The sequence below is a fragment of the Arthrobacter sulfonylureivorans genome (assembly GCF_022637435.1).
GTDB lineage: Bacteria > Actinomycetota > Actinomycetes > Actinomycetales > Micrococcaceae > Crystallibacter > Crystallibacter sulfonylureivorans.
In genome coordinates, this window is record NZ_CP093326.1 from 3,017,577 (window position 1) to 3,042,131 (window position 24,555).

The following is a 24,555-nucleotide window of genomic DNA, read 5'->3' on the forward strand; positions in this document are numbered from 1 at the left end:
GTTGCTACGTCGGCATCAGCAGCGCCACCCACGTTCCGGCAACCATGAACGGCCCGAACGGAATGTGGCTGCTCAAGGTGCCGCGCCGCAGCAGCACCAGCAGCAGTCCGTACACACCGCCCAGCAGGAACGCGGCGAAGGTTCCCCACAGCAGGTATTCAAAGCCGAGATATCCTAGGTACATTCCCAGCACACCGGCCAGTTTGACGTCGCCGAAGCCCATGCCCGCCGGATAGGCGAACCGGACCGTGAAGTAGAAGGCCCAGAGCAATGCACCACCGGCCAGCACGCGCCAGAAGACACCGCCGTCATGCCCAGCCAGCGCTGCTGCGAGCAGCAGCACCGAGGAGACGGCGTAGGTCGGAAACACGATGCGGTTCGGCAACCGGTGCGTGCGCAGATCGATCCAGCTCAACCCGGTCCCGACGACCAACAGATACCCGGCGGCGGCCAGCAGCATCCAGAATGCCAGCGTATGGTCGGGCCACAGCAGCACCAATTCCTCGACCATGGACCCAACCTACTGCACGCCGGGCCGGCCAGCGCGACCCGGCGGCTACACTGTGGATATGAACGGCGGGAGCGTGCTGACAACCGGCGACGCCGCCGGCAATGCGGAAATCTTCAGGTGCCTTTGCCGGTCCTCTCCGTGGAGGTGGGACTCGCTGCGCTTCGAACTCCGCGCCGTCAACCCCGGCGCACCCGAGGGGGACCCTGCTGCCGGCATGCTGCGGGCCTGGACCCGCCGCCCGGGCGCCCTTCGGGTCGAATCGGCCGACGGCCAGCTGCTCTACAGCACTACGGGTATCAACGACTCACGCGACGGCTTCTACGTCAGTGCGACACGCAAGTCCTGGCTGCTGCCGCCACATCTGGTCACGCCCGTATTCAATGGCATCGATCTGGTCCGCCGCCGGCCCGAGGCCGCTTACGGAGAACCAGTCTTCGGCAACGGACGCTGGTCGGCAATGCTGGATCCGGTGGAGCTGGCCGGCAGCGCTCCGGTGGCTTATGAAGCTCCCTTCGCCAACCCGGTTGAGATCCATGAACTGACCGAAACCGAACACGGCGGCCGCCATACGTTGGAGGCCACCGTCTCGCCCAACCTCACGTATCGCCCGTACGACACCGGCCACCCGCTGCTTTTGGAAGGCCGCAACCAAGTGCGGATCGACTGGCGCACGGGCATTTGTGTTTCCGCTGTCGGCTTGGACGGGCCGCAGCAAGGACGCGGGCATTCGCTCTCCATCCTGGGCGTGGATGAGTACATGCTTGATGACCTGTTCCTGGAGGTCAGCATGAACCTGACCGATGTGCGCGAGCACATTCCCTGGCCGGTCCGACCTCATCCTGCCTGACTGCTCTGCCACAGTGCCGGACCGGGCCCTGGCTTTGGGGGGATGAGGGCCAGGGCCCGGCGGCGTGAGCCCCGGCCGGTCTGCGGCTGCCGCGCAGGGCCTGCGTGCGCCGCGCCGCAGGCCTCAGGGTCACGGTTACAGAATCGCCGCGAGTCCTTGGGAAAACCCGGTGCTGTTAGCCACCCCCGCAAATTGGGGGTGTGCACTCCCCCACCGGGGGCTGTCCCGCCGACACGATGCCAGCACAATATGGTTGTGCACTCATTGGGGGGGTGCATCCAACGAGGGGGAATCGTGGAGCAATTGAGTGGACGGGCCATGCCCATTTCAGTCCAAATGATCGGAAATTTGCGCATCTCGCGCGGAAATACAGTCTTGACGGCAGAGAAGCTCGGCGGACCAAAGCCGCGCCAAGTACTGGAAATCCTGCTGTTGAATGTCGGATCGCCGATGTCCAAAGACCGGCTGGTGGACATGTTGTGGGGCGGCCGGGCACCAGGCGAAGCTTTGGCCACCTTGGAAAGCTACGTCAGCATTCTGCGCCGCAATTTGCAGCCTGGTTGTGCCAAGTCCGGGCCGCTGCGCACCGCCAACGGCGGTTACATGATCGCCCGGGAGTTGGTCGACGTCGATTTGTACCGGTTCCAACGCCTGCTTAGGGCCGCCGAATTCGCCGCTCCGGCCAATGCTTATCCATTATTGACCGACGCGCTCTCGCTTGCTTCCGGGCCATTGCTCGGCGATGAGCTGACTCCGGATTGGGCAGAGGAGGCACGGGTTGATCACGCCGAGATGGTCTTGCACGCGCAGCTGTTGGCGGCGGAGGCTGCGCTGGCTTTGCGGCGGCCCGAGGAGGCGGTGCTCTGGGCGCAGCGCTGCGTTGCTGCCGCTCCGCTCAATGAAGCCGCCTGGGCGGCCCTCATTGTCGGGCTGGAACAATGCGACCGCCACGCCGATGGGCTGCAGGCCTATGACCGGTGCCGACGCCTGTTCAATGACGAACTCGGGTGTTCCCCGGGTCCTGCCCTGCAGGAAGTGTACGGCCGGCTGCTGCATGCCACGGCCGAGTCCGGCCTCTCCGAGGTACTGGCAGCGCTGCTGGTGCTCAACGAACGGCTGGCACCAGCGGCCACCCGTAGGCAGATGGCGCATCGAATGGCTTCCGTTCCCATCGAATCGCATTATGTGGCGGCTGGTGACATCGTCAAAACTTTCCTGACCAAGGCGCTCATGGCGGGCTGAGGCTCACGAGGCATGGCCCGTGAAGTATGTACAACCTTTCACGGGCGATGCATACTCATAGTGGGGTCAAGTCCTTAGTGTCTTGAGTTGGGGAAAAATGAGCTCTTTGGGGATTGAGCATGAACTCCGCGTTGCCGTGGTGGATGACCACACCACGTTCGCGGAGCTGTTGTCTGATGCGCTGGGCAGGGAACCGGACCTGATCAACGTCGGCCATGCCGCCGGCGTAGACGAAGCGGTTGCCTTGTGCCGGCGTGCCAGGCCCGATGTGGTGATCATGGACTACCACCTGCCCGACGGCGATGGGCTGGACGCCGCCGAACAGATCCTGACGACTGCCCCGGATACGCGGATCATTCTGCTGACCGGCAATCCGTCGCCCGATGTGCTCGCCCGCGCCGCGGGATCGGGCCTGTGCGGATTTTTGCCCAAAGACGGGTCGTTATCCACCCTGCTGGAGACCATCCGGCATGCCAAGAGCGGCAGCATGGTAGTCTACCCCGCCATTCTCAGCCAGAACCGCCGTGCGCAGGCTGCCAAACCACCGGGTTCCCCGGCGTTAACCCAACGTGAGCGCCAGGTGCTGGCCCTGATGGCGGCCGGCTACGACGTGCGCACCAATTCGCGGACTCTGGGTATCTCCCAGCACACCTGCCGAGGCTATGTGAAGTCGATCTTGGCCAAGCTCGGCGCCCATTCCCAGCTTGAAGCCGTAGCCACGGCGCAACGGCTGGAACTGCTGGGTGCAGGCCATGAGCGTTGACCTGACCGCCCGGATCCGGCGCAGGATCCTCCCCGACGCTCGGACGGAAGCCGGCAGGCGGAAAGGCTCGGAAATGCAGGCGGCCCTGCGGCGCTTCGCGCTCTCCGGGGTGGCGGCGCTGGTCATCGTCGCGGTTCCCGTGGTCGTGGTTGCCCGTTCCTTGGCGGTCGACCAAGCACTGGCACACGTTGCCGAGCGTACCAAGCAGATCGTGGAGCATGAATTCGCGCCTAAGGTGACGGATGCGATGCTGGCCGGTGATGCAGCTGCTGTGAGCGAGCTGGACGACGAAGTCGACCCGCTGATCCGCGACGGCCACATTTTCCGGGTCAAGGTCTGGGACCCCGACGGGTCTATTCTCTACTCGGATCTTGATGAGCTGGTCGGAGCGCAGTTCGCCTTTCCGGATGGCCTCGTGGCCCAACTGCAGGGCGGCGCTCCCGTCGCAGTGTTGGGAAACTCGGCCGGGGCCGAGAACATCTTTGAGTTGGACCATGATGAGTTCGTCGAAGTCTACGTCCAGGCGACGGGGGCCAGCGGCAGCGAGTACATCTTCGAGTTGTACTACCCGCCGGATGAGCTTAATCGCGTGCAGGACGAGATGCTCGGCCTCCTGCCCGTCGTTCTGGTAGCGCTGGCGCTGCTGCAACTGCTTGCGCTGGCCCCGGCTATCCGGATGGCGCGCCGCATGCAAAAGGACGGTGAAGTCCGCCGGCGGTTGCTCCAGCAATCGATCGCCGCCTCGGATCATGAGCGCCAGAGGTTGGCCCGCGCCCTGCATGACGATGTCATCCAGGACCTGGCCGCACTGGCCTACAGCTTGGAAGCTCGCGAACAGCAGCAGGCAAAGCCAGACCACGACTTCCAGAGACTGGCGAAGAACATCGTTCAGGGCAGCATCCGCAGTTTGCGCCGGATCACCGTGGCACTCTATCCGCCCGACCTCTCGGCCGTGGGACTGCCGGTGGCCCTGGACGGATTGGGCGACCTGGTCCGGAAACGCGGGTCGGACTGGCAACTGGAGATCGATGCCTCCGCCCCGGCGGCCATCGTCCAACCTGCGCTGCTCTACCGCGTTGCACGGGAGGCAGTCACCAACGCCGTCAAGCATGCCCGCGCGCCGCTGGTCCGGGTATCGCTGACGGACTGGGGCGATGCAGTGTTACTGGAAATTGTCGACGACGGCGACGGTTTCAGTCCGGCCGATGCGCAGCGCGACGGCCACCTGGGCCTCCGCATCCTGCGCGATACGGTGCACGATGCCGGCGGCACCTTGCTGATCGAATCCGCCCCGGGTGCCGGAACCCGAGTCGCGGTGACTCTCCCGTCCGTCGGCGCTGCATAGCCCCATCGGGGCGCGCCCCGCTGCGGACCGGGGCAGTCAAAGAAGCGGGCCACCGTTCGGCAGCCCGCTTCCTCGGGATGGACACAGCGGCTGCTTAGATCTCCGCACCCTCCAACAACTCGGTCACGAGTGCTGCGATGGGCGAGCGCTCGGAACGTGTCAGCGTCACGTGGCCAAAGAGCGGATGTCCCTTGAGCGTTTCCACCACAGCGGCGATGCCGTCGTGCCGGCCCACCCGGAGGTTGTCCCGCTGCGCCACATCGTGGGTCAGGACAATTTTGGAGTTCTGGCCGATCCGGCTCATCACCGTGAGCAGGACGTTTTTCTCCAGGGACTGTGCCTCGTCCACGATGACGAAGGAGTCGTGCAGCGAGCGGCCCCGGATATGCGTCAGCGGCAGCACCTCCAGCATGCCGCGGTCCATGACCTCCTCGACCACCTCCGTGGAGACCAGCGCGCCGAGGGTGTCGAACACCGCCTGCGCCCAGGGATTCATCTTGTCCGATTCGGAACCCGGCAGGTACCCCAGTTCCTGGCCGCCGACGGCATACAGCGGCCGGAACACCACGACCTTTCGGTGCTCGCGACGCTCCAGCACAGCTTCCAGTCCGGCGCAGAGCGCCAGGGCGGATTTTCCGGTTCCGGCCCGGCCGCCCAGTGAGACGATCCCGACCTCCGGGTCCATCAGCAGGTCGATCGCCAGCCGTTGCTCTGCGGAACGCCCGTGCAGGCCGAACACGTCACGGTCGCCCTTGACCAGCCGTACCTGTTTGTCCGCGCCGACGCGGCCGAGCGCCGACCCGCGGCTGGACAGCAGCACCAGACCGGTGTTGGCGGGCATCTCCGCCGCTGCCGGAATGAAAACCGGCTCATGCCCGTACAGCGTGTTGACGTCGTCGTCGGCCACGTCCAATTCGGCCACGCCGGTCCAGCCCGAATCCTTGACCAGCTCATTGCGGTACTCATCGGCTTCGAGCCCCATGGCGGACGCCTTCACCCGCATCGGCAGGTCCTTGGAGACAACCGTGACGTTGCGGCCCTCGTCGGCCAGGTTCTTGGCCACCGCCAGGATCCGGCTGTCGTTGTCCCCGCCGCGGAACCCGGCCGGCAGCACGTCGGGCGAGATGTGGTTAAGTTCCACTCGCAGCGTGCCGCCCTCCGCGCCCAGCGGGATGGCGTGGTTCAGCCCACGGTGCTCGACCCGCAGGTCGTCCAGCAGCCGCAGTGCCTTGCGGGCAAAGTAGCCCAACTCCGGATCGTGCCGTTTGCCTTCCAGCTCGGTGATCACCACCACCGGCAGGATCACTTCGTGTTCGGCGAACCGCAGCAGTGCCCGAGGATCGGACAGCAGCACGGATGTGTCCAGGACGTACGAGACACGTGCTGTTTCCGGTTCCCCGGCGGAAACAGCGCGACCGGACGCGGTGGCAGCGGCGGGCTGCTCCCCGGGTCCGGTAGTGGCGGCGAGTCGCTGGTTCTGAGTGGCTGTCATGCTGGCTCCCGTCCGGAGCACGGCGGCTCCGACTTTTCTGTTGCGGGGCGCGGACGGTGGCCACCAGGCCGGTACCGGCCTCCCCCGATGCAGCTTTCGCTGTGCGCATCAAACTGGTGGCCTCCCGATCAACCTGCGGATTGCTGACTGATGGTTCCAAATTACGCTGATGTAATTCGCCAGCACAATAGCCGGGGCAAAGGCTTTTGAGCGAATTTTGGATGAACCGAACGACGCCGATGCGCCGCCTGCTCCGTCCGGCCCGGTTTAGGCGCCGAAGCGGCGCTGCCGGCTGGCATAGTCGCGCAACGCGCGCAGGAAATCGAGGCGCCGGAAGTCCGGCCACAGCGCTTCGCAAAAGTAATACTCGCTATAGGCGCTCTGCCACATCAGGAAGCCGGAGAGGCGCTGTTCGCCGGAGGTCCTGATGACCAGGTCCGGGTCCGGTTGGCCGCTGGTGTAAAGGTATTGGGAAATATCGTCAACGGTCAGTGTCCCGGCGACCTCCGCCAGGCTCTTGCCATCGGCCTCGGCGTGGCGCAACAGGCCCTTGACCGCGTCAACAATTTCCCGGCGGCCGCCATAGCCCACCGCCACATTGACATGGACCCCCTCCACCGCAGCGGTCTGTTCCTCCAAGCCGCGGAGTTTGGCGGCGAGGTCGGCCGGGAGCGTCTCCAGCGCACCGACGGGGTGCACGCGCACATTCTTACCCTCGCCCAACCGGTCCAACGTATTGCCGATCACACCGAGCAACTCGCGCAATTCGTCGTCCGAGCGGCCCATATTGTCGGTGGACAACATGTAGAGCGTGACCACTTTGATGCCCAGATCGCCGCACCAGCCGAGAAACTCCAGGATCTTATCTGCCCCGGCCTGATGCCCTTCCCTCGTCGGCGCTCCGGCCAGTTTGGCCCAACGCCGGTTGCCATCCACCACCACGCCGATGTGGCCCGGGATGCGGCCAGGAACCAGTGAACGCTGCAGGCGACGCTCATAGAGGCGGTAGAGGACGCCGGGAAGAGACACCGCACCCTGCCTTCCTGATCGCCCATTCACGACTTCGAATTCTATCCTCCCGCTCGGCCGGTCACTTACACACCCCTTGTTACCGACGAGTAACAAAAGCTGCACTGCCGCTAGAATATGCGCATGAGTGAACACCGTGTTGTGCCCGGGCCGTCGGGATACCGGCGCGATACCATCGGCTCAACCGCGCGGATAGAGGCGACGGACGGACCGATCGAACGGGCCGTGGAGCAGGTTGCCGACGCACTCAATATCAAACCAAAGTTCCGCGGCTGGCTACATGCCGGCGCCACTCCCCTGGCTCTGGCTGCCGGGATCGTCCTCTTAGCGCTCGCCCCAACCGCCGCCGGAAAATGGGCGTGCACGGTCTACGCGGTGACCGGGCTGTTGCTCTTCGGCGTCAGCGCCGTCTACCACCGCGGCAACTGGAGCCCGCCGGTCAAGCTGCTGCTCAAGCGCCTGGACCATACCAACATCATGCTGGTCATCGCCGGCACCTACACGCCGCTGGCCTGGGCGCTGCTGGAACCGTCGAAGGCCACGCTGCTGCTCTGGCTGATCTGGGCCGGCGCCATCGCCGGCGTCGGCTTCCGGGTGCTCTGGCCGCACGCCCCGCGGTGGCTCTATGTCCCGATCTACTGCGCGCTGGGACTCGCGGCGTTGTTCTACTTGCCAGACTTCTTCGCTGCCAGCGTCCCTGCCGCTGTACTGATCTGCGCGGGCGGCGCTTTCTACATTACCGGCGCCGTGATTTACGGGATCAAACGGCCGAACTTCTCGGCCACCTGGTTCGGTTTCCACGAGCTCTTCCACGCCTTCACCGTGGTGGCGTTCGTGTGTCACTACATCGCCATCATGATCGCGGTGCTTGGCTCCGCCGGCTGACGCGCCGCCGCGGGCGTTCGAGGGCATCCCCCGCTTTAGTTTCCTGCCGCGCCGAGCTCTTCCAGCAGGGCAGCGGCCGTTGCCACCGGGCGGCGGCACACCATCCCGCGGCAGACATAGGCCAGCGCTCCGTCCGCCGGGACCGGCTTGTCCGCCAGCAGCGGGGCTGTCTCTTCCCGTCTCGGGTCCGCTGTGTGACGGGCGACGACGATGCCCGGGCTGCCGCTGGCGCGTGCCGCGGCGATCAGCGCCGTGGCTGCCGCAGATTGTCCGGTGACCGCCAGTTCGACCGGACCCGCCGCGAGTGCCTGCGCAGCGGCCAGCCCCCACCCGGCGGCCCGTGGCGCCCTGGCGGCGATCCGGTTCAGATAACCGAGCAACCGGCCAGCCAACTCGCGGTGCCGTACGGAACCGCTGTAGGCCGCATATGTTGCCAGCACCCCGGCAAACAGACTGGTGCCGCTGGGCGTGGCGCTCTCCAGCGGGTCGGCCGGCGGAACGGCACCGGCGGCAGCAGACACCTGTGCGGCAGGGACCGCCTGATCCCTGAGCGTTCCATCCCGCAGGAACACTGCCTCCGCCCGCAGCACCAGCCCTTCCGCGGCACGGTACCAGCGGCCTTCCCCGGTGGCTGCATACAGTGAGAACAATCCCTCTGCACAGCCGGCGTAGTCCTCCAGCAGCCCTTCGAAGTGCTGCGCTGCACCATCGTGCGAGACGCGGGCCAGCCGGCCGCTGTCATCTAGATGCACGGACAGCAGGTAGTCGGCAGCGGCCGCGGCGGCAGCGGTGAGGTCGGGCCGGCCCAACAGCTCTCCCGCTTCGGCCAGCCCTGCCACTGCCAGCCCGTTCCAGCCGGCCACAACCTTTTCGTCCCGTGCCGGCTGCGCCCGCTGCTGCCGGACCGCGAGCAGCGCGGGACGCAGCCCCTCCCAGCGTAGCCGTTCGTCCGGGTCCAACGGCCGCCCAGGATGCAGCGTCGACCGGTTGGCAGTGACGTTGCCCCGCTCCCCCACACACATCACGGACACCACCCAGTCGCCGTCGTCGGCTCCGAGCACCCGTCGCAGCTCCGCGGGCGACCACAAGTAGGTTGCACCTTCGTGGTGGACGCCGTCGACGACGGTGTCCGCGTCCAGTGAGGAAGCGATTCCGCCGTGGGACAGCTGCAGCCGTTCCACCAACCACCCTGCGGTCCCTGCCGCGACCGAGCATCCCAGATCCCGCTCCGCCCCCGCCGGCGACTGCACGGCCCATTGGGCATAAACGCGCAGCAACTGGACGTTGTCGTAGAGCATTTTCTCGAAGTGCGGCACCGACCACCGGCGGTCCACCGTGTAACGGGCAAAGCCGCCCTCGAGCTGGTCGTACAACGCCGACCCGGCCATGGCCAGCAACGTCCGGGCGGACAGTCCGGCGGCACGCTGCGCTGAATCGGAGCGGGACGCCCCGGCATGCCGGAGCAGGAAGTGCAGCACAGCCGACGGCGGGAATTTGGGCGCGCCGCCAAAACCGCCGAAGACCGTGTCTTCCTGGCCCGACAGCACCTCGACGGCTTCTTCGAGGACAGCTCGATGGTCCGTTCCCCCTGCTTCGCCGGACGGTACCTGTACCGGCCCCCACTCCGCCGCGGGACCGCCGGGGGGTAGTGGTTGACCCCCGTCCGGCTCCACGGAGAGGTCGCCGAGAAGCCCGCGGTTCGCTTCCCCGGCTTGTGCCAACGCCTGTGCCACCGACGCGGCGGTGGTCTCGACGGCCTCGCGGCGCTGCTCCCAAGCTTCGTGCACAGCTTGAAGCACCTGGCGGAACGACGGCTGGCCCGGCTGCGGCCGCGGCGGGAAGTACGTGCCGGCGTAAAAGGCCCTGCCATCCGGCAGCGCGAACACGCTCATCGGCCAGCCGCCCTGTCCGGTCATCAGCTGGGTGGCGGACATGTAGATGCTGTCCACGTCCGGACGTTCTTCTCGGTCCACCTTGACCGGGATGAAGTGCTCGTTCAGGTACTCCGCGGTGGCCTGGTCCTCGAAGGATTCCCCCGCCATCACGTGGCACCAATGGCACGCCGCATATCCCACCGAAACAAAAACAGGCACGTCGCGCAGACGTGCCTGTTCGAACGCCTGGTCGCCGAACGGCCACCAGTCCACGGGGTTTCCGGCGTGCTGGCGCAGGTAGGCCGAGGCCTCGGAGCGCAGTCGGCCGGCCACGGTCAGTCGCCGCGGTCCGGGCGGCCCGAGCCTGGTTCGTCCATTCCGCCGGTCGCCGGCGCCTCGCCCGCTGCATGGTGATCCGCCCCGCCGCCTGCGGGGCCTGCTTGACCGGATGATCCGGGACCGGTTTGCTGTGCGCCGGCCTTAACGTTCTCTTCCAGTTGCGAGCGGTAGCGGACCCGCCGGATGCGCCGGGTCATGTCCCAAACCAGGACCACCACCACGGCCGCCAGAGCAAAGGTGAAGAAGAAGCCCCACGGCCCGGGCGAAACCTGGTCCGCGTCGAGTCCGGGCCGGAGAGTGGGCTCGCCGGCACCGGCGGCGACGGCGGCAAGGATCTGGATCAGGGGCAAATTCAGTCTCTTTCTGGGTGCATCCGGGACACGAGGTTCCGGCGCTGGTTGGCTGCAGGCTCTATCTTATGCCCGCAAAGAAATCCGTTTCGGGCACGCTGGTTTCCACCCGTGCGTGGATCAGGGAGAAGTCCTCCCACGGCCAGACCGTCCGCTGCATCTCCTCGGAGACGGCGAAGAAGAATCCGGCGGGCTCCACCTGGGTCCGGTGCGAGAGCAGCGCGCGGTCGCGGTGGCGGAAAAAGTCGCCGCAGTCGATCTGTGTGGTGGTGCGGTGGTTGGGCATCGGCGGTTGGTGGCCTTCGGCGTCGGCCTCCAGCCAGGCTGCGAGCCGCGCGGCGTAGGGCGACTGCAGCCCTGCTTCCTCCAAGGCATAGTGGAGTGCGCGGAACCGCTCCGGATTGAAGGCGCGGTCATAGTAGAGCTTCAGCGGCTCCCATGCCGTGCCCGCCTCCGGGTAGCGCTCGGGGTCACCGGCGGCGTGATACGCCTCCACCGCCACCTTGTGGGCCATGATGTGGTCCGGGTGCGGGTAGCCGCCGTTCTCGTCGTAACTGATCACTACATGGGGCCGGAACTCACGCACCAGTTTGACCAGCGGGGCTGCGGCCCGCTCCAGCGGCAGCGTCGCGAAGCTGCCGAACGGCAGCGGCGGCAGCGGCTCCCCCTCCGGCAGGCCGGAATCTGCGAACCCCAACCAGCGCTGCTGGATGCCCAGCTCGGCCGCGGCCTGTGCCATCTCCCGCCGCCGGATCCCGGCAAGGTCCCGGTGCGCCTGCGGATCCGTGGCAGCCTCGGCATTGAGAATGTCACCGCGTTCACCGCCGGTGCAGGTAGCTACCATCACTTGGACACCCTCGGCGGCATAACGCGCCATGGACGCCGCGCCCTTGCTGGATTCGTCATCCGGATGGGCATGGACCGCCAGCAGGCGCAGGCCGTCACCCTGCGCTGGCTGGGCTGGATCGAAGCTCACGTGGCTACTCCTGGGAAATCTGGCGTGGGCGGGAGGATAAACTTGAGGGCGTGAGCACCGCAGGCCCCCGTACTCCTCAGACTTCTTCCAGCTTAACTGTTTCCAACCGTTACGGCACACCGCGGCGGTCGCTGTCCCGCCGCGCCAAACTCGCGCTGGCCGGAGGCGCCCTCGGAGTTGCCGTTGTCGGCGCGGGCTTTTTCGCCCTGGGCCAGAACGGGCCGCAGATTGACACCAAGGACGTTGGCTTTGCCGTGGCCGACGCCGGACACATGACCGTGGATTTCCAGGTCACCAAGGATCCGGAGGCCACCGTCCAGTGCGCCATCAAGGCCCTGAGCGACAACTACGCCGTCGTCGGCTGGAAAGTGGCCACGATCGGCCCCGCCGGTGAAACGACCGCCGGGACCACAGCGCACCGTGTCCAGCTCAGAACTGAATCCTTGGCCGTCTCCGGCGGCGTGGACAGCTGCTGGGCCGCCGACGCCAACAGCTGACGAACCGGTCACCGCGTAACCGAGCCCATCCAGTCATCTGCCCGGGGCTGCGGCTTCCCAAGGAACCGAGGGAAACACCCTTTACCACCTTGTTATTGGGAAAACCGGCTGCGGCTGACTACAATTGAGCAAATACATTCCGCCCCGCCTACCTGGTGAACTGGGAACATCCCAGAACGAAATGGTTCACCAACATGGCGGGGTCTTTGCATCAAGTGGCCGCCGGCATGGCGGCCTTTTGTGCAAAGTGCCACCGTGCCCGGTCCGCGTCCAGCGGCTCCGGCAGCAACTAAGGAGAACTACGTGTCCACTTCCAGCGCACCTGTCGCCTGGCTCACTCAGGAAGCCTACGACCGCCTGAAGGCTGAACTGGATCACCTTTCGGGCCCCGGCCGGGCAGAGATCGTCGACCGCATCGAACAGGCCCGCTCCGAGGGGGATCTCAAGGAGAACGGCGGCTACCACGCTGCCAAGGAAGAGCAGGGCAAGGCCGAAGCCCGGATCCGCCAGCTCACCGACCTGCTGCGGAACGCCCACGTGGGCGAAGCGCCGGCAGATGACGGAATCGTGGAGCCCGGCATGATCATCGAGGCAAAAGTCGCCGGCGACTCCGAGCGCTTCCTGCTCGGCAGCCGCGAGGTTGCCGGTGAAACCGGTTTGGACGTGTACAGCGAAAAGTCCCCGCTTGGCGCGGCCATCCACGGCAAGCGGGCCGGCGAGTCCGTCACCTACACCGCCCCGAACGGCAAAGAGATCTCGGTGGACATCATCTCGGCCACTCCTTACGCCGGCTAACCGAGCGCACTGACAGACGTCGAAGGCGGGTTCCTGTGGGAACCCGCCTTTTCGTCTGTGTTCGAGGCCGGCTGCCTGCGTCGGCGTGGCAACCGGAAGCGTCAGCCGAGATGGGGCCTGCGGCGGCGCAGCAGCACGGCGGCGACCACTCCACCGGCTGCCCCGAAAAGGTGCGCCTGCCAGGAAACGCCGGGCATCGCCGTCGGCAGGACGCCCCAGAGCACCGAACCGTAGAAAATGAAGATGACCACGGCCAGCAGCATCTGCCGCCAGCTGCGGTTATAGAAGCCGCGCACCAACAAGTAGGCCAACAGCCCGAAGACCAGCCCCGATGCCCCGATCGTCACGCCTGCACCCGTCAGCCAGACACCCAGCCCGGAGGCCAGCCAGCTGCACGCGAGCACCACCAAGAACCGCCGGATCCCTTCCAGCAGCGTCAGGAAACCGAGCACCAGTAGCGGGAGCGTGTTGCTCAACAGGTGGCTGGTATCGGCATGCAGCAGCGGGCCGAAGAGCACCCCGTCGAGCCCATCCAGCCGCCGGGGCGCAATCCCCAACAACAGGCTGAAGTAGCCGCCGGCGATCAGGTTGACCAGGAAGGCCACCCAGAGCAGCACCGCAAACGCCCCGGCTCCTGCCAAGGCCTGGGCGGGGCGCAGTGCACGGCTGCGGGCCATGGGTCAGTGGACGACGACGGGCTGGAAGCCCTCGGCGCGGAGGCTGCCGAGCACCAGCTCGCAGTGCTCGTGGCCCTTGGTCTCGATGTCGATGGTGATGGCAACGTCACCCATGCTGATGGAGCCGCCGATCCGTGTATGGTCCACGCGGGTGACGTTGGCGTCCGATTCAGCGATGATCCGCGAAATCTGGGCCAGCGAGCCGGGACGGTCATCGAGCATGATGCGGACGGACATGAAACGGCCGGAGGCATACAGGCCTCGCTGGATGACCTTCAGCATCAGCATGGGATCGATATTTCCGCCGGAGAGGATGACCGCCGTGGTTCCCGGGTTCGGGATGACGCCTTCCATCAGCGCGGCCACGCCGACGGCGCCCGCGGGTTCGACCACCAGCTTGGACCGCTCGATCAAGAAGATCAGTGCGCGCGCCAAAGCGTCTTCGCTGACGGTGACCACGTCGTCGACCAGTTCCCTGATGATCGAAAACGGCAGCTGCCCTGGACGGCCCACGGCGATACCGTCGGCCATGGTGGATACCTTCTGCAGCGGCACCAGCGCGTCCGCGGCCAGCGAAGGCGGATAGGCGGCCGCATTTTCCGCCTGCACCCCGATAACTTTGATCTCGCGGCCCAACTCCTTGGCCCTTGCCTTGACGGCAGTGGCAACCCCGGCCAGCAGTCCGCCGCCGCCAACACCCATGACGATGGTGTCAACGTTGGGGACCTGTTCCAGAATCTCCAGGCCGAGCGTGCCCTGGCCAGCAATAATGTCCGGGCTATCGAACGGGTGGACGAACACCGCGCCGGTCTCCTCCGCGTAGCGTTCGGCTTCGGCGAGTGCTTCGTCCACGTTGTGACCATGCAGGACCACTTCGGCGCCATGGCCTCGGGTGGCCGCCAGCTTGGGCAGGGCAACACCCAGCGGCATAAAGATGCGCGCCTTGATGCCCAGCCGGGCCGCAGCCACCGCCACGCCCTGGGCGTGGTTTCCCGCAGAAGCGGCAACGACGCCGCGAGCCTTCTCCTCGTCCGTCAGCCCGGCCATGCGCACATAGGCACCGCGGACTTTGAAGGAACCGGCGCGCTGCAGGTTCTCACATTTGAAGAAGACATCGGAACCGACCATCCGGCCCAGGGCGCGGGATTGCTCAATCGGAGTCTTCGCGATGACCCCATCAAGGATTTTCCGGGCTGCCTGGACGTCGTCAAGTGTGACGGGTAGTTGGGTGGTGGCTGTCACTTGTCGGACTCTTTTCTGCGCAGCTGGACGCGGCGTCGGCGGACGGGTTCCTGTTCTGAGGTCTCTGGCGGGTTGCCTGGACCGGACGAAGCCAACGCCGGTTCAGGTGCCAGATAGGGCTCTTCCACCGGTGGAGGCGCCCCCAGTGCCGGGTCTGTTTCCCATCCCCGGGCGGCAATGTACTTGACAACGGAATTGAGGATCGCGAGCAGGGGCACGGCAAACAGTGCCCCGGCTATGCCGGCGACCATTGAACCGCCTGCCACGGCCAGCACGACTGCCAACGGATGCAGCGACACGGCTTTGCCCATGACCAGTGGCTGCAGCACATGCCCCTCAAGCTGCTGCACGCCAAGCACAATGGCGAGCATGATGAGTGCATTGACCCAGCCGTTGGCCACCAGTGCCAGCAGAACGGCGACGAACCCGGTCACCAGCGCACCGATGATCGGGATGAACGAGCCGAGGAATACCAGAACGCCGAGCGGCAGCGCCAGCGGTACACCGATGATGGCCGCGCCGGCGCCAATACCGACCGCGTCGACGAAGGCAACGAACATCTGGACCCGGATGTACTGGACCATGGAGGTCCAGCCCTTGCGGCCCGCACCGTTGCTCGCCGCCCGGGCCTTCTTGGGCAACAGGCCAACCACGAAACGCCAGATCCGGTCGCCGTCGTAAAGGAAGAAGATCAGCGCGAAGATGGTCAGCAGCAGGCCGGTGAACAGGTGTCCGGCGGTGGACCCCACACTGAGGGCGCTGGAAAAGATCGCGCTGCTGTTGCTCTGCAGCTGCTGCAAGGCTTCGTTCAAGTAGGAGTTGAGTTGTTCGTTGGTCAGCCGCAGCGGCCCATCGGTCAGCCAGCCTTGGACCTGGCCAATTCCTTTCAGGACCTGGTCCCACAGCTCGCTGAAGCCGATGTAGAGCTGCCGGCCGACCAGGGAGAGAGCGCCGCCGATCAGCCCGAGGAAGCCGAGGATGGTAATGGCCACGGCCAGGCTCTTGGGCACCTTGGCCTTGCGCAGGAACCGGACCACGGGCGAAATCAGGGCGGTGATCAGGGCCGCGACCATCAGCGGGATGACCAGCAGCGAGACGAAGCTGAGCAGCCAGACCAACAGTCCGCCGACCACCAGGATCAGGCCAACCCGCCATGCCCACGCCGCACTGATCCGCAGCGCATAGGGCACGTCCTCGCGAACGTGGTGCCGGCTGTCGGTGCCGGCCGATCGTCCCGCCGGCAGGGGACGGTTTTCGGGGAAGGACCGGTTCATAAACCCAATAGTTTCATATTGTCACCCAGACATGTGTTCAGTGAAGCCGCGCCGTAATCCCCCAGCTGCCGCCGAAAGAACCGCCGGGTTGCAGCCAGGCCAGCCCGGAGCCGGAATTGAGGCTGTTCGCCGGAGCCGTCATGGGCTCTACCGCCACCGCGCGCTCCCTGCCCGGATACTTGAGCGTGACAAAAATATGCACGTAATGGAATGGATCCGCCTGCCACAGCCCGACCGTCGACCCGTTATCCGAAGCGAGGGTGCTCACCACCCGTCCGCCGGGGCCGAAGGACAGCCCGGTATAGGCGCAGTCCATCGCCAGGTCCGCCAGCCGGGCTCCCCGACGGAGATCGGTTTGCCCACTCACCGGAACATCCGCCGTCGGAATCATGGTCTGCGGATCCGCCGGAAAGAACCGAGCGGCGGGTACGGTCAGCGTCAACCGGTCGGCAGGTTCGTCTCCCAAGCGAAGGAACGGATGGGCGCCCAGAGCGACCGGCGCCGCCGCACCGGACCGGTTCAGCAGCTCCTGCCGCACGGTGAGATCGCCTGCCTGATCCAGGGAGTACTCGGCACTATGGGTGAGCCGGAAGGGATACCCGTGCTGCGGGAAGATCTCGGCCCGCAGCATCAGCCTGGACTCGCTTCGCTCAACGACCCGGTAGCCGGTATTTCGGAGCAGCCCGTGGATGGCATGGCCGCGGCCAGGCTCCGTGATGTCCAATTGCTGGACGGCGCCGTCAAGCGTCCATTGGCCTGCGGCCACCCGATTGGGCCACGGCGCCAGCAGGATGCCGCAGGCCGAGGGCGGGATCCGATCTTCATCGAACGTCTCGGTCAGCGGCACACCGTGCTTCTCGAAGAGCCGCAGGCCGGCTGCCAGCTCGGTGATCACGGCTCGCGATCCGGCGCGCCGTAGTTCAAATTGTTCACCGGTCGCTGCTTGGCTGCGCTCGCGCGTCATAGGGTCCACCGTACCGGGTGTCCGTTAAACAACCGACCCCGGCACTGGGCCGGGGTCGGTGTGGATAAAACGGCGGGTCTATTCGTCGCCGCGCAGGATGGCGAGCAGGCGGAGGATCTCCACGTACAGCCAAATCAAGGTCACGGTCAGACCGAAGGCCGCCGTCCAGGAGTACTTGCGGTCCACGCCCTGCTTGACGCCTTGCTCGATCGAGGTGAAGTCAACGATCAGCGAGAAGGCGGCCAGCCCGATGGCGAACAGGCCGATGATGACACCCAGCGGGATGCCCATGAACTCAACCCCGCGCACGCCCCACTGGTTGTCCAGCACGCCGAACCACATCAGGCCCAGGTTCACCAGCGAGAAGAGCGCGTAGCCGATCAGCGCGATCATGAAGAAGCGCATTGCCTTTGGTGTGGCGCGGACCTTGCCGCTCTTGAACAGGAGCAGGGTAACGGCGAAGACGCACACGGTGCCGAGCACGGCCTGCGGGGCAACGCCCGGGTACATCCTGTCGATGACCATGGACAGCCCGCCGACAAACAGACCCTCGGCGCCTGCGTAGGCCAGGATCAGGCCCTTGGACGGTTCCTTCTTAAAGGCATTGACCAGGCCGAGCACCAGGCCAACGATCATGCCGGGGATCATCAGGATCGGGTACATCCAGCCGATGGCACCGCCGACGACCACCAGGGCCAGGCAAGCCAGCGTCTTCATGATGACGTCGTCGTACGTCATCCGGCCGGTCTGGGCGGGGCCAGCGGACGGCTGGTTGTACAGGTCCTGCAACTGCTGGCTGGACAGCTGCGTCTGGCCGGCCAGCACGGTCGAACCGACTGCGGCAGATCCCGCGGGTGAACCGCGGAACGCCTTCGGGTTGTTGAAAACCGGATTTCCTCCGATTGCCATCTTGTTGTCCTCCATCGTCAGGGGGCGAGCTATTGATTACACTACCAATCCCAACGAACCCCACGGCAGAAAATTCCATAACGTGCCGATGAACTCCTCCGCACGCAGCGCTGCGGCCCTGCCGCTGCCTCCTGCCGGCCCGCCGCAGGTAGACTGCTGCGGTGACTTCCCCCAGTCCTTCCGACAAGCCCCGCTCTTCCGCGCAGGACAGACTGCCCCTGCGGATGCTCCATGACCGCATTCTGGTCGCCCCGGACCAGGACAGCAGCGAGCGCCGTTCATCCTCCGGGATCGTCATTCCGGCCACCGCAGTGATGGGCAAGCGACTGGCGTGGGCCGAGGTCGTTGCCGCCGGCCCGCAGGTCCGCCAGGTCGCGGTCGGCGACCGGGTGCTCTTCGATCCGGAAGACCGTGCGGAAGTGGAGGTCAACGCTGCCGACTACACCCTGCTCCGCGAGCGTGACATCCACGCCGTTTCCCAGCCGGAGGAAGCGGACAGCAGTACCGGCCTCTACCTCTAGCCCCAGTCCGGGCGGGACAGGTGGTTCCCTGCTGGCATGCCTCCCCTCTCTGTAGCCAGCCTGCCGTGTGATGCCCCAACGTTTTACCTTCGCTTAACAACTGCTTCACAGTTGTTACCTGATCGCGATAGAACCACCCTCCCCACCACCTGTGGCGCAGGTAACATAAACGACACGTCAGTGATTCCTGTCACAGACGCGGTCAGTGCCTGCCGGTGATCCGGCGGACCACCCCACACTGTGGAGGTTCATATTTTGATAGCGATGCCGAAGCTTGTTCGGCCATTGGGGACGCTACTCGCCTTACTGGCGATCATCACGGGGATCATCTTGTCCGCTCCCCCCTCACTGGCTTCGACCACCTCACCAGAACCAACACCCGGTGCAACGTCGTCGGCGCCTGCGGAACCCTCCCGCTACAAGATCAGCGGTGTCTTGCGGAATGTCGACGGTCCGGTCGCTGGAGTGCGGATCACCGCGACAGGGGAAGGATTCAGCGGCGAGGCGACCACCGGAGAGAACGGAACCTGGTCCATCGGTGTTCCGGTCCAGGGGACTTACCAAGTCGAGGTGGACGTCTCCACCTTCCCGGAGGGCGTGAAGCTCGCCCCGGGAACGCCAAATCCGCGGGAAGTCACTTTCACCAACACGTCCAATGCCGCTGCTGTCTTTCCGCTTGGCGAAGGCATTGTGGTCCAGAGCGCCAGTTTCGGCGAGATTTTCGTCGAACGGCTGATTGCAGGCTTGAGCTTTGGCCTGCTGCTGGCTTTGGCTTCGGTGGGCTTGTCGCTGATCTACGGCACCACCGGCCTGACCAACTTCGCCCATGGCGAGATGGTCACGCTCGGGGCCGTCCTGATGTTCGGTTTCTCCGTTGCGGGCTTTCCGATCTGGTTGGCGATGGTGTTAGGTGTCGCCTTGGGCGGTGCCTTCGGCTGGATCCAGGATGGTTGGCTCTGGAAGCCGCTGCGGCGCCGCGGTACCGCGCTGATCCCGATGATGATCATCAGCATCGGACTGGCTCTGGCGGTGCGCTATACGATTTTGTTCAATTTCGGTGGCGCCACGCAACAGCTCCCCGGGGCCAGCAGCCCCATCCTGGAACTTGGCACCATCTCCATCAGCCGCAACACGCTGATCTCGCTGGTTGTCAGCCTGGTGGTGATCGTCCTGATCGCCATGCTGCTGCTTAAGACCCGCCTGGGTAAGGCTACGCGCGCTGTTGCCGACAATCCCGCGCTGGCGGCAGCCTCCGGCATCGATGTTGACCGAGTCATCAGGATTGTCTGGACAGTGGGCGGCGTGCTGGCTGCCCTCGGCGGCATCCTTTGGGCCTATTACCGCCCCGGTGTCACCTTCAATATGGGGCAGCAAATCCTGCTGCTCGTCTTTGCCGGCGTCATTCTGGGCGGATTGGGCACCGTGTTCGGAGCCTTGGTTGGCTCGGTCCTCGTCGGCCTGTTCGTCGAACTGTCGACGCTCTGGCTGGTGGCTGACCTTAAGTACGTCGGCGCCCTGCTGATTATGATCGTCGTCCTGCTGTTCCGGCCACAGGGGATCCTTGGCCGTCGAGAGCGCGTGGGTTAGGAGGCAACACCATGGATTTCCTCAATATATTCGCCAACGCACTCGGCGAGATCGTCAGCCCGACAACGGCCGCCTACGCCCTGGCTTCCCTCGGTCTGGCAGTCCACTTCGGCTTTACCGGGCTGCTGAACTTCGGACAGGCCGGCTTTATGGCCATTGGCGCCTACGGGTTCGCCATTCCCACCCTGTTGTGGGACGTCCCGTTCGTTGTCGGCGTCTTGATAGCGGTCGTCGGATCGGTGATCTTTGCGCTGCTCTTGGGCATCCCTACCCTGAGGTTGCGTGCCGATTACCTGGCCATTGTCACGATTGCCGCCGCGGAGATCATCCGCTACGTAGTCACCACCAATGAACTGACCGACATCACCGGTTCTGCCAACGGCCTGGCCGCGTTCGAAGGCGGGTTCTACGCCATGAACCCGTTCCCGCAGGGCACATACAACTTCGGCCTGACGAGCATGAACGAGCGGGACCTCTGGATCCGGGTGGTTGCCTGGACCCTGGTTGCTCTCTGCTGCCTGCTGGTGTTCCTGCTGATGCGAAGCCCCTGGGGCCGGATCCTGAAGGGCATCCGCGAAGACGAGAACGCAGTGCGTTCTTTGGGCAAGAACGTCTACTCTTACAAGATGCAGTCGCTGATTTTCGGCGGCCTGCTGGGCACCTTTGCAGGCATGATCTTCACACTCCCCCGCGGAGCGGTCCAGCCGGCCAACTATCAGACGGAGCTGACGTTCTTCCTCTGGACCTGCTTGCTGCTGGGCGGCATGGCCACTGTTCTCGGCCCGGTCGTCGGCGCCATGATCTTTTGGGTGGTGCTCTCGCTGACCCAGGGACTGCTCTACGGGGCCATCGAAGCGGGCTACATCACCTTCCTGACCACCACCCAGGCCGGGCAGTTGCGGTACATCTTGGTCGGCGTCGCTCTGATGCTGTTGATGATATTCCGGCCCCAAGGCGTGCTGGGCAACAAGAAAGAGCTGGTATTCGCATGAGCGAACAAGACCGCATCCCGGCCGGAGGCGGCACCGCCGCCCCGGACCCGGCATCCGTGCCGAACGAGTACATGACCGACGCGCGACCCATCGCTGCCGACGAACCGGGTCCCGGCTGCCGCAAGCGCGATCCCATCCTGGTGGCCAAGAACGTCACGCGCCTATTCGGCGGTGTCAACGCCGTGGACGTGGAGTATTTGGAGATCCCCCGGCACCAGATTACGGCGCTGATCGGGCCGAACGGAGCCGGCAAGACCACTCTGTTCAATCTGCTCACCGGATTCGACATCCCGCAGACCGGTGAGTGGTCCTTCGAAGGCCACTCGCTGGCCGGAGTGGCATCCTACAAGGTGGCCCGGATGGGCATGGTCCGCACCTTCCAGCTGACCAAAGTCATGGGCAAGCTGACCGTCATTGAAAACATGCGGCTGGGGGCCACGGAGCAGTCCGGCGAGAACCTGTTCAAAGCCCTCTTCAAGAAAATCTGGGGGCCACGGGAACAAGAAATCACCGAGCAGGCAGAGGATCTGCTGGTCAAATTCAAGTTGGACGCCAAACGCGACGACTACGCAGCCTCGCTCTCCGGCGGCCAGCGCAAACTGCTGGAAATGGCCCGGGCCCTGATGGTCCGGCCCAAGCTGGTCATGCTCGACGAGCCGATGGCCGGCGTGAACCCGGCCCTGACCCAGTCTCTCCTCGAGCACGTCAAGAATCTCAAGGCCGAGGGCATGACCGTGTTGTTCGTCGAACACGACATGCATATGGTCCGCCACATTGCGGATTGGGTAGTGGTCATGGCCGAAGGCAGGATCGTGGCAGAGGGCCCACCCGGCGTCGTCATGAAGGACCCCGCCGTGATTGATGCCTATCTCGGTGCCCACCACGACGTCGACCTCGGCGACGCGGAAGGGGTCGAGGCGCTGGCGGAGGAACTCGCCCAGGACGCCGAGTCGGTGGTGGGCACCGATGACGAGGGAGTCCTCCGCAGCCACATCAGCGAACACGATTCCAGCCGGGATGAGTCGCGCGAAGCCGATCAGGACCCCAACAGGAAGGACCAGGCATGAATGCGCACCGGGCAGATACAAGCCCGACCAACATGGCGGCGGGGGAAGCCGTGGTCGTCGTGCAGGACCTGGTGGCCGGCTATCTGCCCGGCGTCAACATCCTCAACGGCTGCAGCATCGAAGCCCGCCAAGGCGAATTGATCGGCATCATCGGGCCGAACGGCGCCGGAAAGTCAACACTGCTCAAAGCAATGTTCGGGTTGGTCAAAGTGCATTCCGGCACCGTTGTGGTCCGCGGTCAGGACCTGACCGGGCTGAAAGCCAATAAGCTGGTCAGCCGCGGCATCGGGTTCGTCCCCCAGACCAACAACGTCTTTTCCACGTTGACCATCGAAGAGAACATGGAAATGGGCATGTTCCAGCGGCCCAAGGACTTCAAGGAGCGTTTCGACTTCGTCGCCGGCATCTTCCCCGACCTGGCCAAACGGCGCGCCCAGCGGGCCGGGTCGCTCTCCGGTGGCGAACGCCAGATGGTGGCCATGGGCAGGGCGTTGATGATGAACCCGGCGGTGCTGCTCCTGGACGAGCCCTCGGCCGGCCTCTCCCCGGTGAAGCAGGACGAGACGTTCCTGCGGGTGCACGAGATCAACCGGGCCGGTGTCTCGGTCATCATGGTGGAACAGAACGCACGCCGCTGCCTGCAGATCTGCGACCGTGGCTACGTCTTGGACCAAGGCAAGGACGCATACACCGGTACCGGCCGCGAACTGCTCAAGGATCCAAAGGTCATCCAGCTCTACCTGGGAACACTGGCGGACACTGCCTGAGCACCTCGCACCGGATACAACGACGGCGGCGCCTGCCCTTCGCGGGGCGGGCGCCGCCGTCGTTGCTCCCTCCTCCCCTGTGCCAGGGCGCCGCCGTCGTTGGTGCCTGCTCCCCTGTGTCGGGGCGCTGCCTGGTTAGCCCCTGGGGGCTCCGGAAGCTCCGGGCAGGGCGCCCGTACCTCCAGCACGGCAGAGGGCCCCAGCCGGTGAACTGGGCCCCGAAAGTTGGACCGGCTAAATAAGAGCCTAGGCTGCGAGGGCCTGAGCACGGTATTGCACCGGGCTCAGGCCCTTGAGCTTTGTTGAGATCCTTTCGGTGTTGTACCAGTGCATGTACTCATGCAGTGCGGACTGCAGCGCCTCGATGTTGAGGAATTGGACGTGGTGGAAGAGTTCTTCCTTGAGGTGTCCGAAGAAGTTCTCCATCACCGCGTTGTCGAAGCAGTTACCTTTGCGGGACATCGACTGGACGGCGCCGGCGTTCTTCAGAAGATGCCGCCATGAGAGGTGCTGGTACTGGAAGCCCTGGTCGGAATGCACGAGCGGTTTCTGTCCGCATGCGAGGGTTGTCAGAGCTTCACGCAGTGAGGTGTTGGTGAGCTGCAGATTCGGCGACGTGCCGACGGCGTAGGAGATGATCTGCCGGTCGAAGAGGTCCATGACCGGTGAGAGGTAGAGTTTCCGATCTCCGACGCTGAACTCGGTCACATCCGTCACCCACTTTTGGTTCGGGGCATCGGCGTCGAACTCCCGGTTCAGCAGGTTGGGTGCCACGGCGCCCTGCCCGCCCTGGTAGGAGTTGTAGCGCTTCCTTCGCCGGACTTTGCAGACCAGCCGCAGGGAACGCATCAGCTTCAGCACGGTCTTCTTCGCGACCGACCACCCCTGCTTGACCAGCTCGGTATGGATGCGGCGGTGCCCGTACCGGCCATGGTTCTTCATGAAGATCTCCGCGACCGCGGCCTTGAGTGCCTCCTGCGGATCCGGGGCCTGAAGGCGGGCCTGGTGATAGAAGAACGTCGACCGGGCGAGGCCGGCGACCTGCAGCAGAACCGGGAGAGGAAAGTCAGCCTTGAGAGCGATGATGGCCTGAACCTTCACCGTCGTTCCTGCGCCCTCAAGGCCCGCAATTTTCCCAGATAGGCCACTTCCGCCCGCAACCGTTCGTTCTCGAGCCGCAGCCGCTCCACTTCGGACAACTCCGCGGGTGCCGGGGCATCGGGTTTTCTGGGTCTGCCTCTAGGCTTCGGGCGCAACGCGTCCACACCCTCACGGCGATATGCCCGTACCCAGGTTTCGAGCAGGCGAGGCGACGACAAGCTGACTTCTGCTGCGAGATCAGGGGCAGTCTCACCAGCGAGGAACCGCTCAACCAAAGCGAGCTTGAACTCGAACGAATACGACTGTTTTGTCTGCTTGGTCATCAACGCTCCTCGGCCATGAATCCTCCATCGCCGATAAAGCCGCTTGACCGGCGAGTGAGGCACTCCCAGCAATCTGGCCGTCGCCCTATAAGCGATGCCCTGCTCGAACCACGCTACAGCGGACTCGCGCTGATCCTCGGATAACGAACTACATGCATGCATAAAACTGCTCCCCGGGAGTCGGAA

At 65.1% G+C, this 24,555-nt stretch carries 23 protein-coding genes and 1 pseudogene; 12 read left to right on the forward strand and 12 right to left on the reverse strand.

The window, feature by feature from the left end; genetic code table 11:
* Nucleotides 1–4 precede the first annotated feature (4 nt).
* Complete coding sequence (locus MNQ99_RS13850; RefSeq protein WP_127511957.1) at nt 5–511, reverse strand: prepilin peptidase; 507 nt, start codon at nt 509–511, stop codon at nt 5–7.
* A 58-nt stretch (nt 512–569) separates the two neighbouring features.
* Here MNQ99_RS13850 and MNQ99_RS13855 point away from each other — a divergent pair, with 58 nt between their 5' ends.
* The 4 genes from MNQ99_RS13855 (at nt 570) to MNQ99_RS13870 (ending at nt 4,708) form a co-directional block, all read left to right on the forward strand.
* Nucleotides 570–1,358 (forward strand): hypothetical protein, encoded by a 789-nt coding sequence (locus MNQ99_RS13855; protein WP_241913323.1) that lies wholly within the window; start codon nt 570–572, stop codon nt 1,356–1,358.
* 375 nt (nt 1,359–1,733) lie between these two features.
* Nucleotides 1,734–2,600 carry an AfsR/SARP family transcriptional regulator gene (locus tag MNQ99_RS13860; RefSeq protein WP_241913324.1) on the forward strand — a complete coding sequence of 289 codons (867 nt, stop codon included), beginning with the start codon at nt 1,734–1,736 and terminating at the stop codon, nt 2,598–2,600.
* A gap of 97 nt (nt 2,601–2,697) precedes the next feature.
* Nucleotides 2,698–3,363: a response regulator transcription factor gene (locus tag MNQ99_RS13865; protein WP_241913325.1), complete on the forward strand. Its 666-nt coding sequence runs from the start codon at nt 2,698–2,700 to the stop codon at nt 3,361–3,363.
* Nucleotides 3,353–4,708, forward strand: coding sequence for a sensor histidine kinase (locus tag MNQ99_RS13870; RefSeq protein WP_127511960.1), 1,356 nt, complete (start codon nt 3,353–3,355; stop codon nt 4,706–4,708). The genes MNQ99_RS13865 and MNQ99_RS13870 overlap by 11 nt, the downstream gene beginning before the upstream one ends.
* Before the next feature lie 94 nt (nt 4,709–4,802).
* On the opposite strand, the gene MNQ99_RS13875 is transcribed toward MNQ99_RS13870, so the two are convergent.
* Together MNQ99_RS13875 and MNQ99_RS13880 are read right to left on the reverse strand one after the other, a co-directional pair.
* Nucleotides 4,803–6,200, reverse strand: coding sequence for a PhoH family protein (locus MNQ99_RS13875; RefSeq protein WP_241913326.1), 1,398 nt, complete (start codon nt 6,198–6,200; stop codon nt 4,803–4,805).
* Nucleotides 6,201–6,467: 267 nt separating this feature from the next.
* Complete coding sequence (locus MNQ99_RS13880) at nt 6,468–7,229, reverse strand: isoprenyl transferase (RefSeq protein ID WP_127511962.1); 762 nt, start codon at nt 7,227–7,229, stop codon at nt 6,468–6,470.
* Between the two features lie 123 nt (nt 7,230–7,352).
* Here MNQ99_RS13880 and trhA point away from each other — a divergent pair, with 123 nt between their 5' ends.
* Complete coding sequence (trhA, locus tag MNQ99_RS13885; protein ID WP_241913327.1) at nt 7,353–8,114, forward strand: PAQR family membrane homeostasis protein TrhA; 762 nt, start codon at nt 7,353–7,355, stop codon at nt 8,112–8,114.
* Nucleotides 8,115–8,149: 35 nt separating this feature from the next.
* On the opposite strand, the gene MNQ99_RS13890 is transcribed toward trhA, so the two are convergent.
* The 3 genes from MNQ99_RS13890 to mca all read right to left on the reverse strand — a co-directional run bounded on the left by MNQ99_RS13890 (nt 8,150) and on the right by mca (nt 11,653).
* A complete protein-coding gene (locus MNQ99_RS13890) occupies nt 8,150–10,321 on the reverse strand; it encodes a thioredoxin domain-containing protein (RefSeq protein ID WP_241913328.1) in 2,172 nt (723 codons plus the stop codon).
* Nucleotides 10,322–10,323: 2 nt separating this feature from the next.
* Nucleotides 10,324–10,677, reverse strand: coding sequence for a hypothetical protein (locus MNQ99_RS13895; protein WP_241913329.1), 354 nt, complete (start codon nt 10,675–10,677; stop codon nt 10,324–10,326).
* 61 nt (nt 10,678–10,738) lie between these two features.
* Nucleotides 10,739–11,653: a mycothiol conjugate amidase Mca gene (mca, locus tag MNQ99_RS13900; RefSeq protein WP_241913330.1), complete on the reverse strand. Its 915-nt coding sequence runs from the start codon at nt 11,651–11,653 to the stop codon at nt 10,739–10,741.
* Between the two features lie 50 nt (nt 11,654–11,703).
* On the opposite strand from mca, the gene MNQ99_RS13905 reads away from it, so the two are divergent.
* Together MNQ99_RS13905 and greA are read left to right on the forward strand one after the other, a co-directional pair.
* Nucleotides 11,704–12,150, forward strand: coding sequence for a DUF4307 domain-containing protein (locus MNQ99_RS13905; RefSeq protein ID WP_241913331.1), 447 nt, complete (start codon nt 11,704–11,706; stop codon nt 12,148–12,150).
* A gap of 303 nt (nt 12,151–12,453) precedes the next feature.
* Complete coding sequence (gene greA, locus MNQ99_RS13910; protein WP_127511966.1) at nt 12,454–12,945, forward strand: transcription elongation factor GreA; 492 nt, start codon at nt 12,454–12,456, stop codon at nt 12,943–12,945.
* A 101-nt stretch (nt 12,946–13,046) separates the two neighbouring features.
* Here greA and MNQ99_RS13915 read toward each other — a convergent pair whose 3' ends face one another.
* The 5 genes from MNQ99_RS13915 to MNQ99_RS13935 form a co-directional block, all read right to left on the reverse strand.
* Nucleotides 13,047–13,622 carry a rhomboid family intramembrane serine protease gene (locus tag MNQ99_RS13915; protein WP_241913332.1) on the reverse strand — a complete coding sequence of 192 codons (576 nt, stop codon included), beginning with the start codon at nt 13,620–13,622 and terminating at the stop codon, nt 13,047–13,049.
* Between the two features lie 3 nt (nt 13,623–13,625).
* Nucleotides 13,626–14,864, reverse strand: a complete 1,239-nt coding sequence (ilvA, locus tag MNQ99_RS13920; RefSeq protein WP_127511968.1) for a threonine ammonia-lyase — start codon at nt 14,862–14,864, stop codon at nt 13,626–13,628.
* Nucleotides 14,861–16,138, reverse strand: a complete 1,278-nt coding sequence (locus MNQ99_RS13925) for an AI-2E family transporter (RefSeq protein ID WP_241913333.1) — start codon at nt 16,136–16,138, stop codon at nt 14,861–14,863. Before MNQ99_RS13925 ends, ilvA begins: the two co-directional genes overlap by 4 nt.
* Nucleotides 16,139–16,175: 37 nt before the next feature.
* Nucleotides 16,176–17,102 carry an aldose 1-epimerase family protein gene (locus MNQ99_RS13930; protein ID WP_241913334.1) on the reverse strand — a complete coding sequence of 309 codons (927 nt, stop codon included), beginning with the start codon at nt 17,100–17,102 and terminating at the stop codon, nt 16,176–16,178.
* 78 nt (nt 17,103–17,180) lie between these two features.
* The gene (locus tag MNQ99_RS13935; RefSeq protein WP_127511971.1) at nt 17,181–18,011 is read right to left on the reverse strand and encodes a Bax inhibitor-1/YccA family protein; all 831 of its coding nucleotides are present in this window, start codon (nt 18,009–18,011) and stop codon (nt 17,181–17,183) included.
* A gap of 224 nt (nt 18,012–18,235) precedes the next feature.
* On the opposite strand from MNQ99_RS13935, the gene MNQ99_RS13940 reads away from it, so the two are divergent.
* The 5 genes from MNQ99_RS13940 (at nt 18,236) to MNQ99_RS13960 (ending at nt 22,945) form a co-directional block, all read left to right on the forward strand.
* A complete protein-coding gene (locus tag MNQ99_RS13940; RefSeq protein ID WP_127512147.1) occupies nt 18,236–18,532 on the forward strand; it encodes a GroES family chaperonin in 297 nt (98 codons plus the stop codon).
* 264 nt (nt 18,533–18,796) lie between these two features.
* On the forward strand, nt 18,797–20,119 hold the full coding sequence (locus MNQ99_RS13945) for a branched-chain amino acid ABC transporter permease (RefSeq protein WP_241913335.1): 1,323 nt from the start codon (nt 18,797–18,799) through the stop codon (nt 20,117–20,119).
* Nucleotides 20,120–20,130: 11 nt separating this feature from the next.
* Nucleotides 20,131–21,111, forward strand: a complete 981-nt coding sequence (locus MNQ99_RS13950) for a branched-chain amino acid ABC transporter permease (RefSeq protein WP_241913336.1) — start codon at nt 20,131–20,133, stop codon at nt 21,109–21,111.
* The gene (locus MNQ99_RS13955; protein ID WP_422387463.1) at nt 21,108–22,178 is read left to right on the forward strand and encodes an ABC transporter ATP-binding protein; all 1,071 of its coding nucleotides are present in this window, start codon (nt 21,108–21,110) and stop codon (nt 22,176–22,178) included. Before MNQ99_RS13950 ends, MNQ99_RS13955 begins: the two co-directional genes overlap by 4 nt.
* Complete coding sequence (locus tag MNQ99_RS13960; protein WP_127511975.1) at nt 22,175–22,945, forward strand: ABC transporter ATP-binding protein; 771 nt, start codon at nt 22,175–22,177, stop codon at nt 22,943–22,945. The genes MNQ99_RS13955 and MNQ99_RS13960 overlap by 4 nt, the downstream gene beginning before the upstream one ends.
* A 246-nt stretch (nt 22,946–23,191) precedes the next feature.
* Here MNQ99_RS13960 and MNQ99_RS13965 read toward each other — a convergent pair.
* A pseudogene (locus MNQ99_RS13965) lies at nt 23,192–24,458 on the reverse strand (IS3 family transposase).
* Between the last annotated feature and the right edge of the window lie 97 nt (nt 24,459–24,555).

What these genes read in the sequence shown, in the direction of transcription:
- MNQ99_RS13850 (WP_127511957.1), bottom strand. Translation starts at nt 511, where the DNA reads ATGGTCGAGGAATTGGTGCTGCTGTGGCCCGACCATACGCTGGCATTC.
- MNQ99_RS13855 (WP_241913323.1), top strand. Translation starts at nt 570, where the DNA reads ATGAACGGCGGGAGCGTGCTGACAACCGGCGACGCCGCCGGCAATGCG.
- MNQ99_RS13865 (WP_241913325.1), top strand. Translation starts at nt 2,698, where the DNA reads ATGAGCTCTTTGGGGATTGAGCATGAACTCCGCGTTGCCGTGGTGGAT.
- MNQ99_RS13870 (WP_127511960.1), top strand. Translation starts at nt 3,353, where the DNA reads ATGAGCGTTGACCTGACCGCCCGGATCCGGCGCAGGATCCTCCCCGAC.
- MNQ99_RS13875 (WP_241913326.1), bottom strand. Translation starts at nt 6,200, where the DNA reads ATGACAGCCACTCAGAACCAGCGACTCGCCGCCACTACCGGACCCGGG.
- trhA (WP_241913327.1), top strand. Translation starts at nt 7,353, where the DNA reads ATGAGTGAACACCGTGTTGTGCCCGGGCCGTCGGGATACCGGCGCGAT.
- MNQ99_RS13915 (WP_241913332.1), bottom strand. Translation starts at nt 13,622, where the DNA reads ATGGCCCGCAGCCGTGCACTGCGCCCCGCCCAGGCCTTGGCAGGAGCC.
- MNQ99_RS13925 (WP_241913333.1), bottom strand. Translation starts at nt 16,138, where the DNA reads ATGAACCGGTCCTTCCCCGAAAACCGTCCCCTGCCGGCGGGACGATCG.
- MNQ99_RS13930 (WP_241913334.1), bottom strand. Translation starts at nt 17,102, where the DNA reads ATGACGCGCGAGCGCAGCCAAGCAGCGACCGGTGAACAATTTGAACTA.
- MNQ99_RS13935 (WP_127511971.1), bottom strand. Translation starts at nt 18,011, where the DNA reads ATGGCAATCGGAGGAAATCCGGTTTTCAACAACCCGAAGGCGTTCCGC.
- MNQ99_RS13940 (WP_127512147.1), top strand. Translation starts at nt 18,236, where the DNA reads ATGCTCCATGACCGCATTCTGGTCGCCCCGGACCAGGACAGCAGCGAG.
- MNQ99_RS13945 (WP_241913335.1), top strand. Translation starts at nt 18,797, where the DNA reads ATGCCGAAGCTTGTTCGGCCATTGGGGACGCTACTCGCCTTACTGGCG.
- MNQ99_RS13950 (WP_241913336.1), top strand. Translation starts at nt 20,131, where the DNA reads ATGGATTTCCTCAATATATTCGCCAACGCACTCGGCGAGATCGTCAGC.
- MNQ99_RS13955 (WP_422387463.1), top strand. Translation starts at nt 21,108, where the DNA reads ATGAGCGAACAAGACCGCATCCCGGCCGGAGGCGGCACCGCCGCCCCG.
- MNQ99_RS13960 (WP_127511975.1), top strand. Translation starts at nt 22,175, where the DNA reads ATGAATGCGCACCGGGCAGATACAAGCCCGACCAACATGGCGGCGGGG.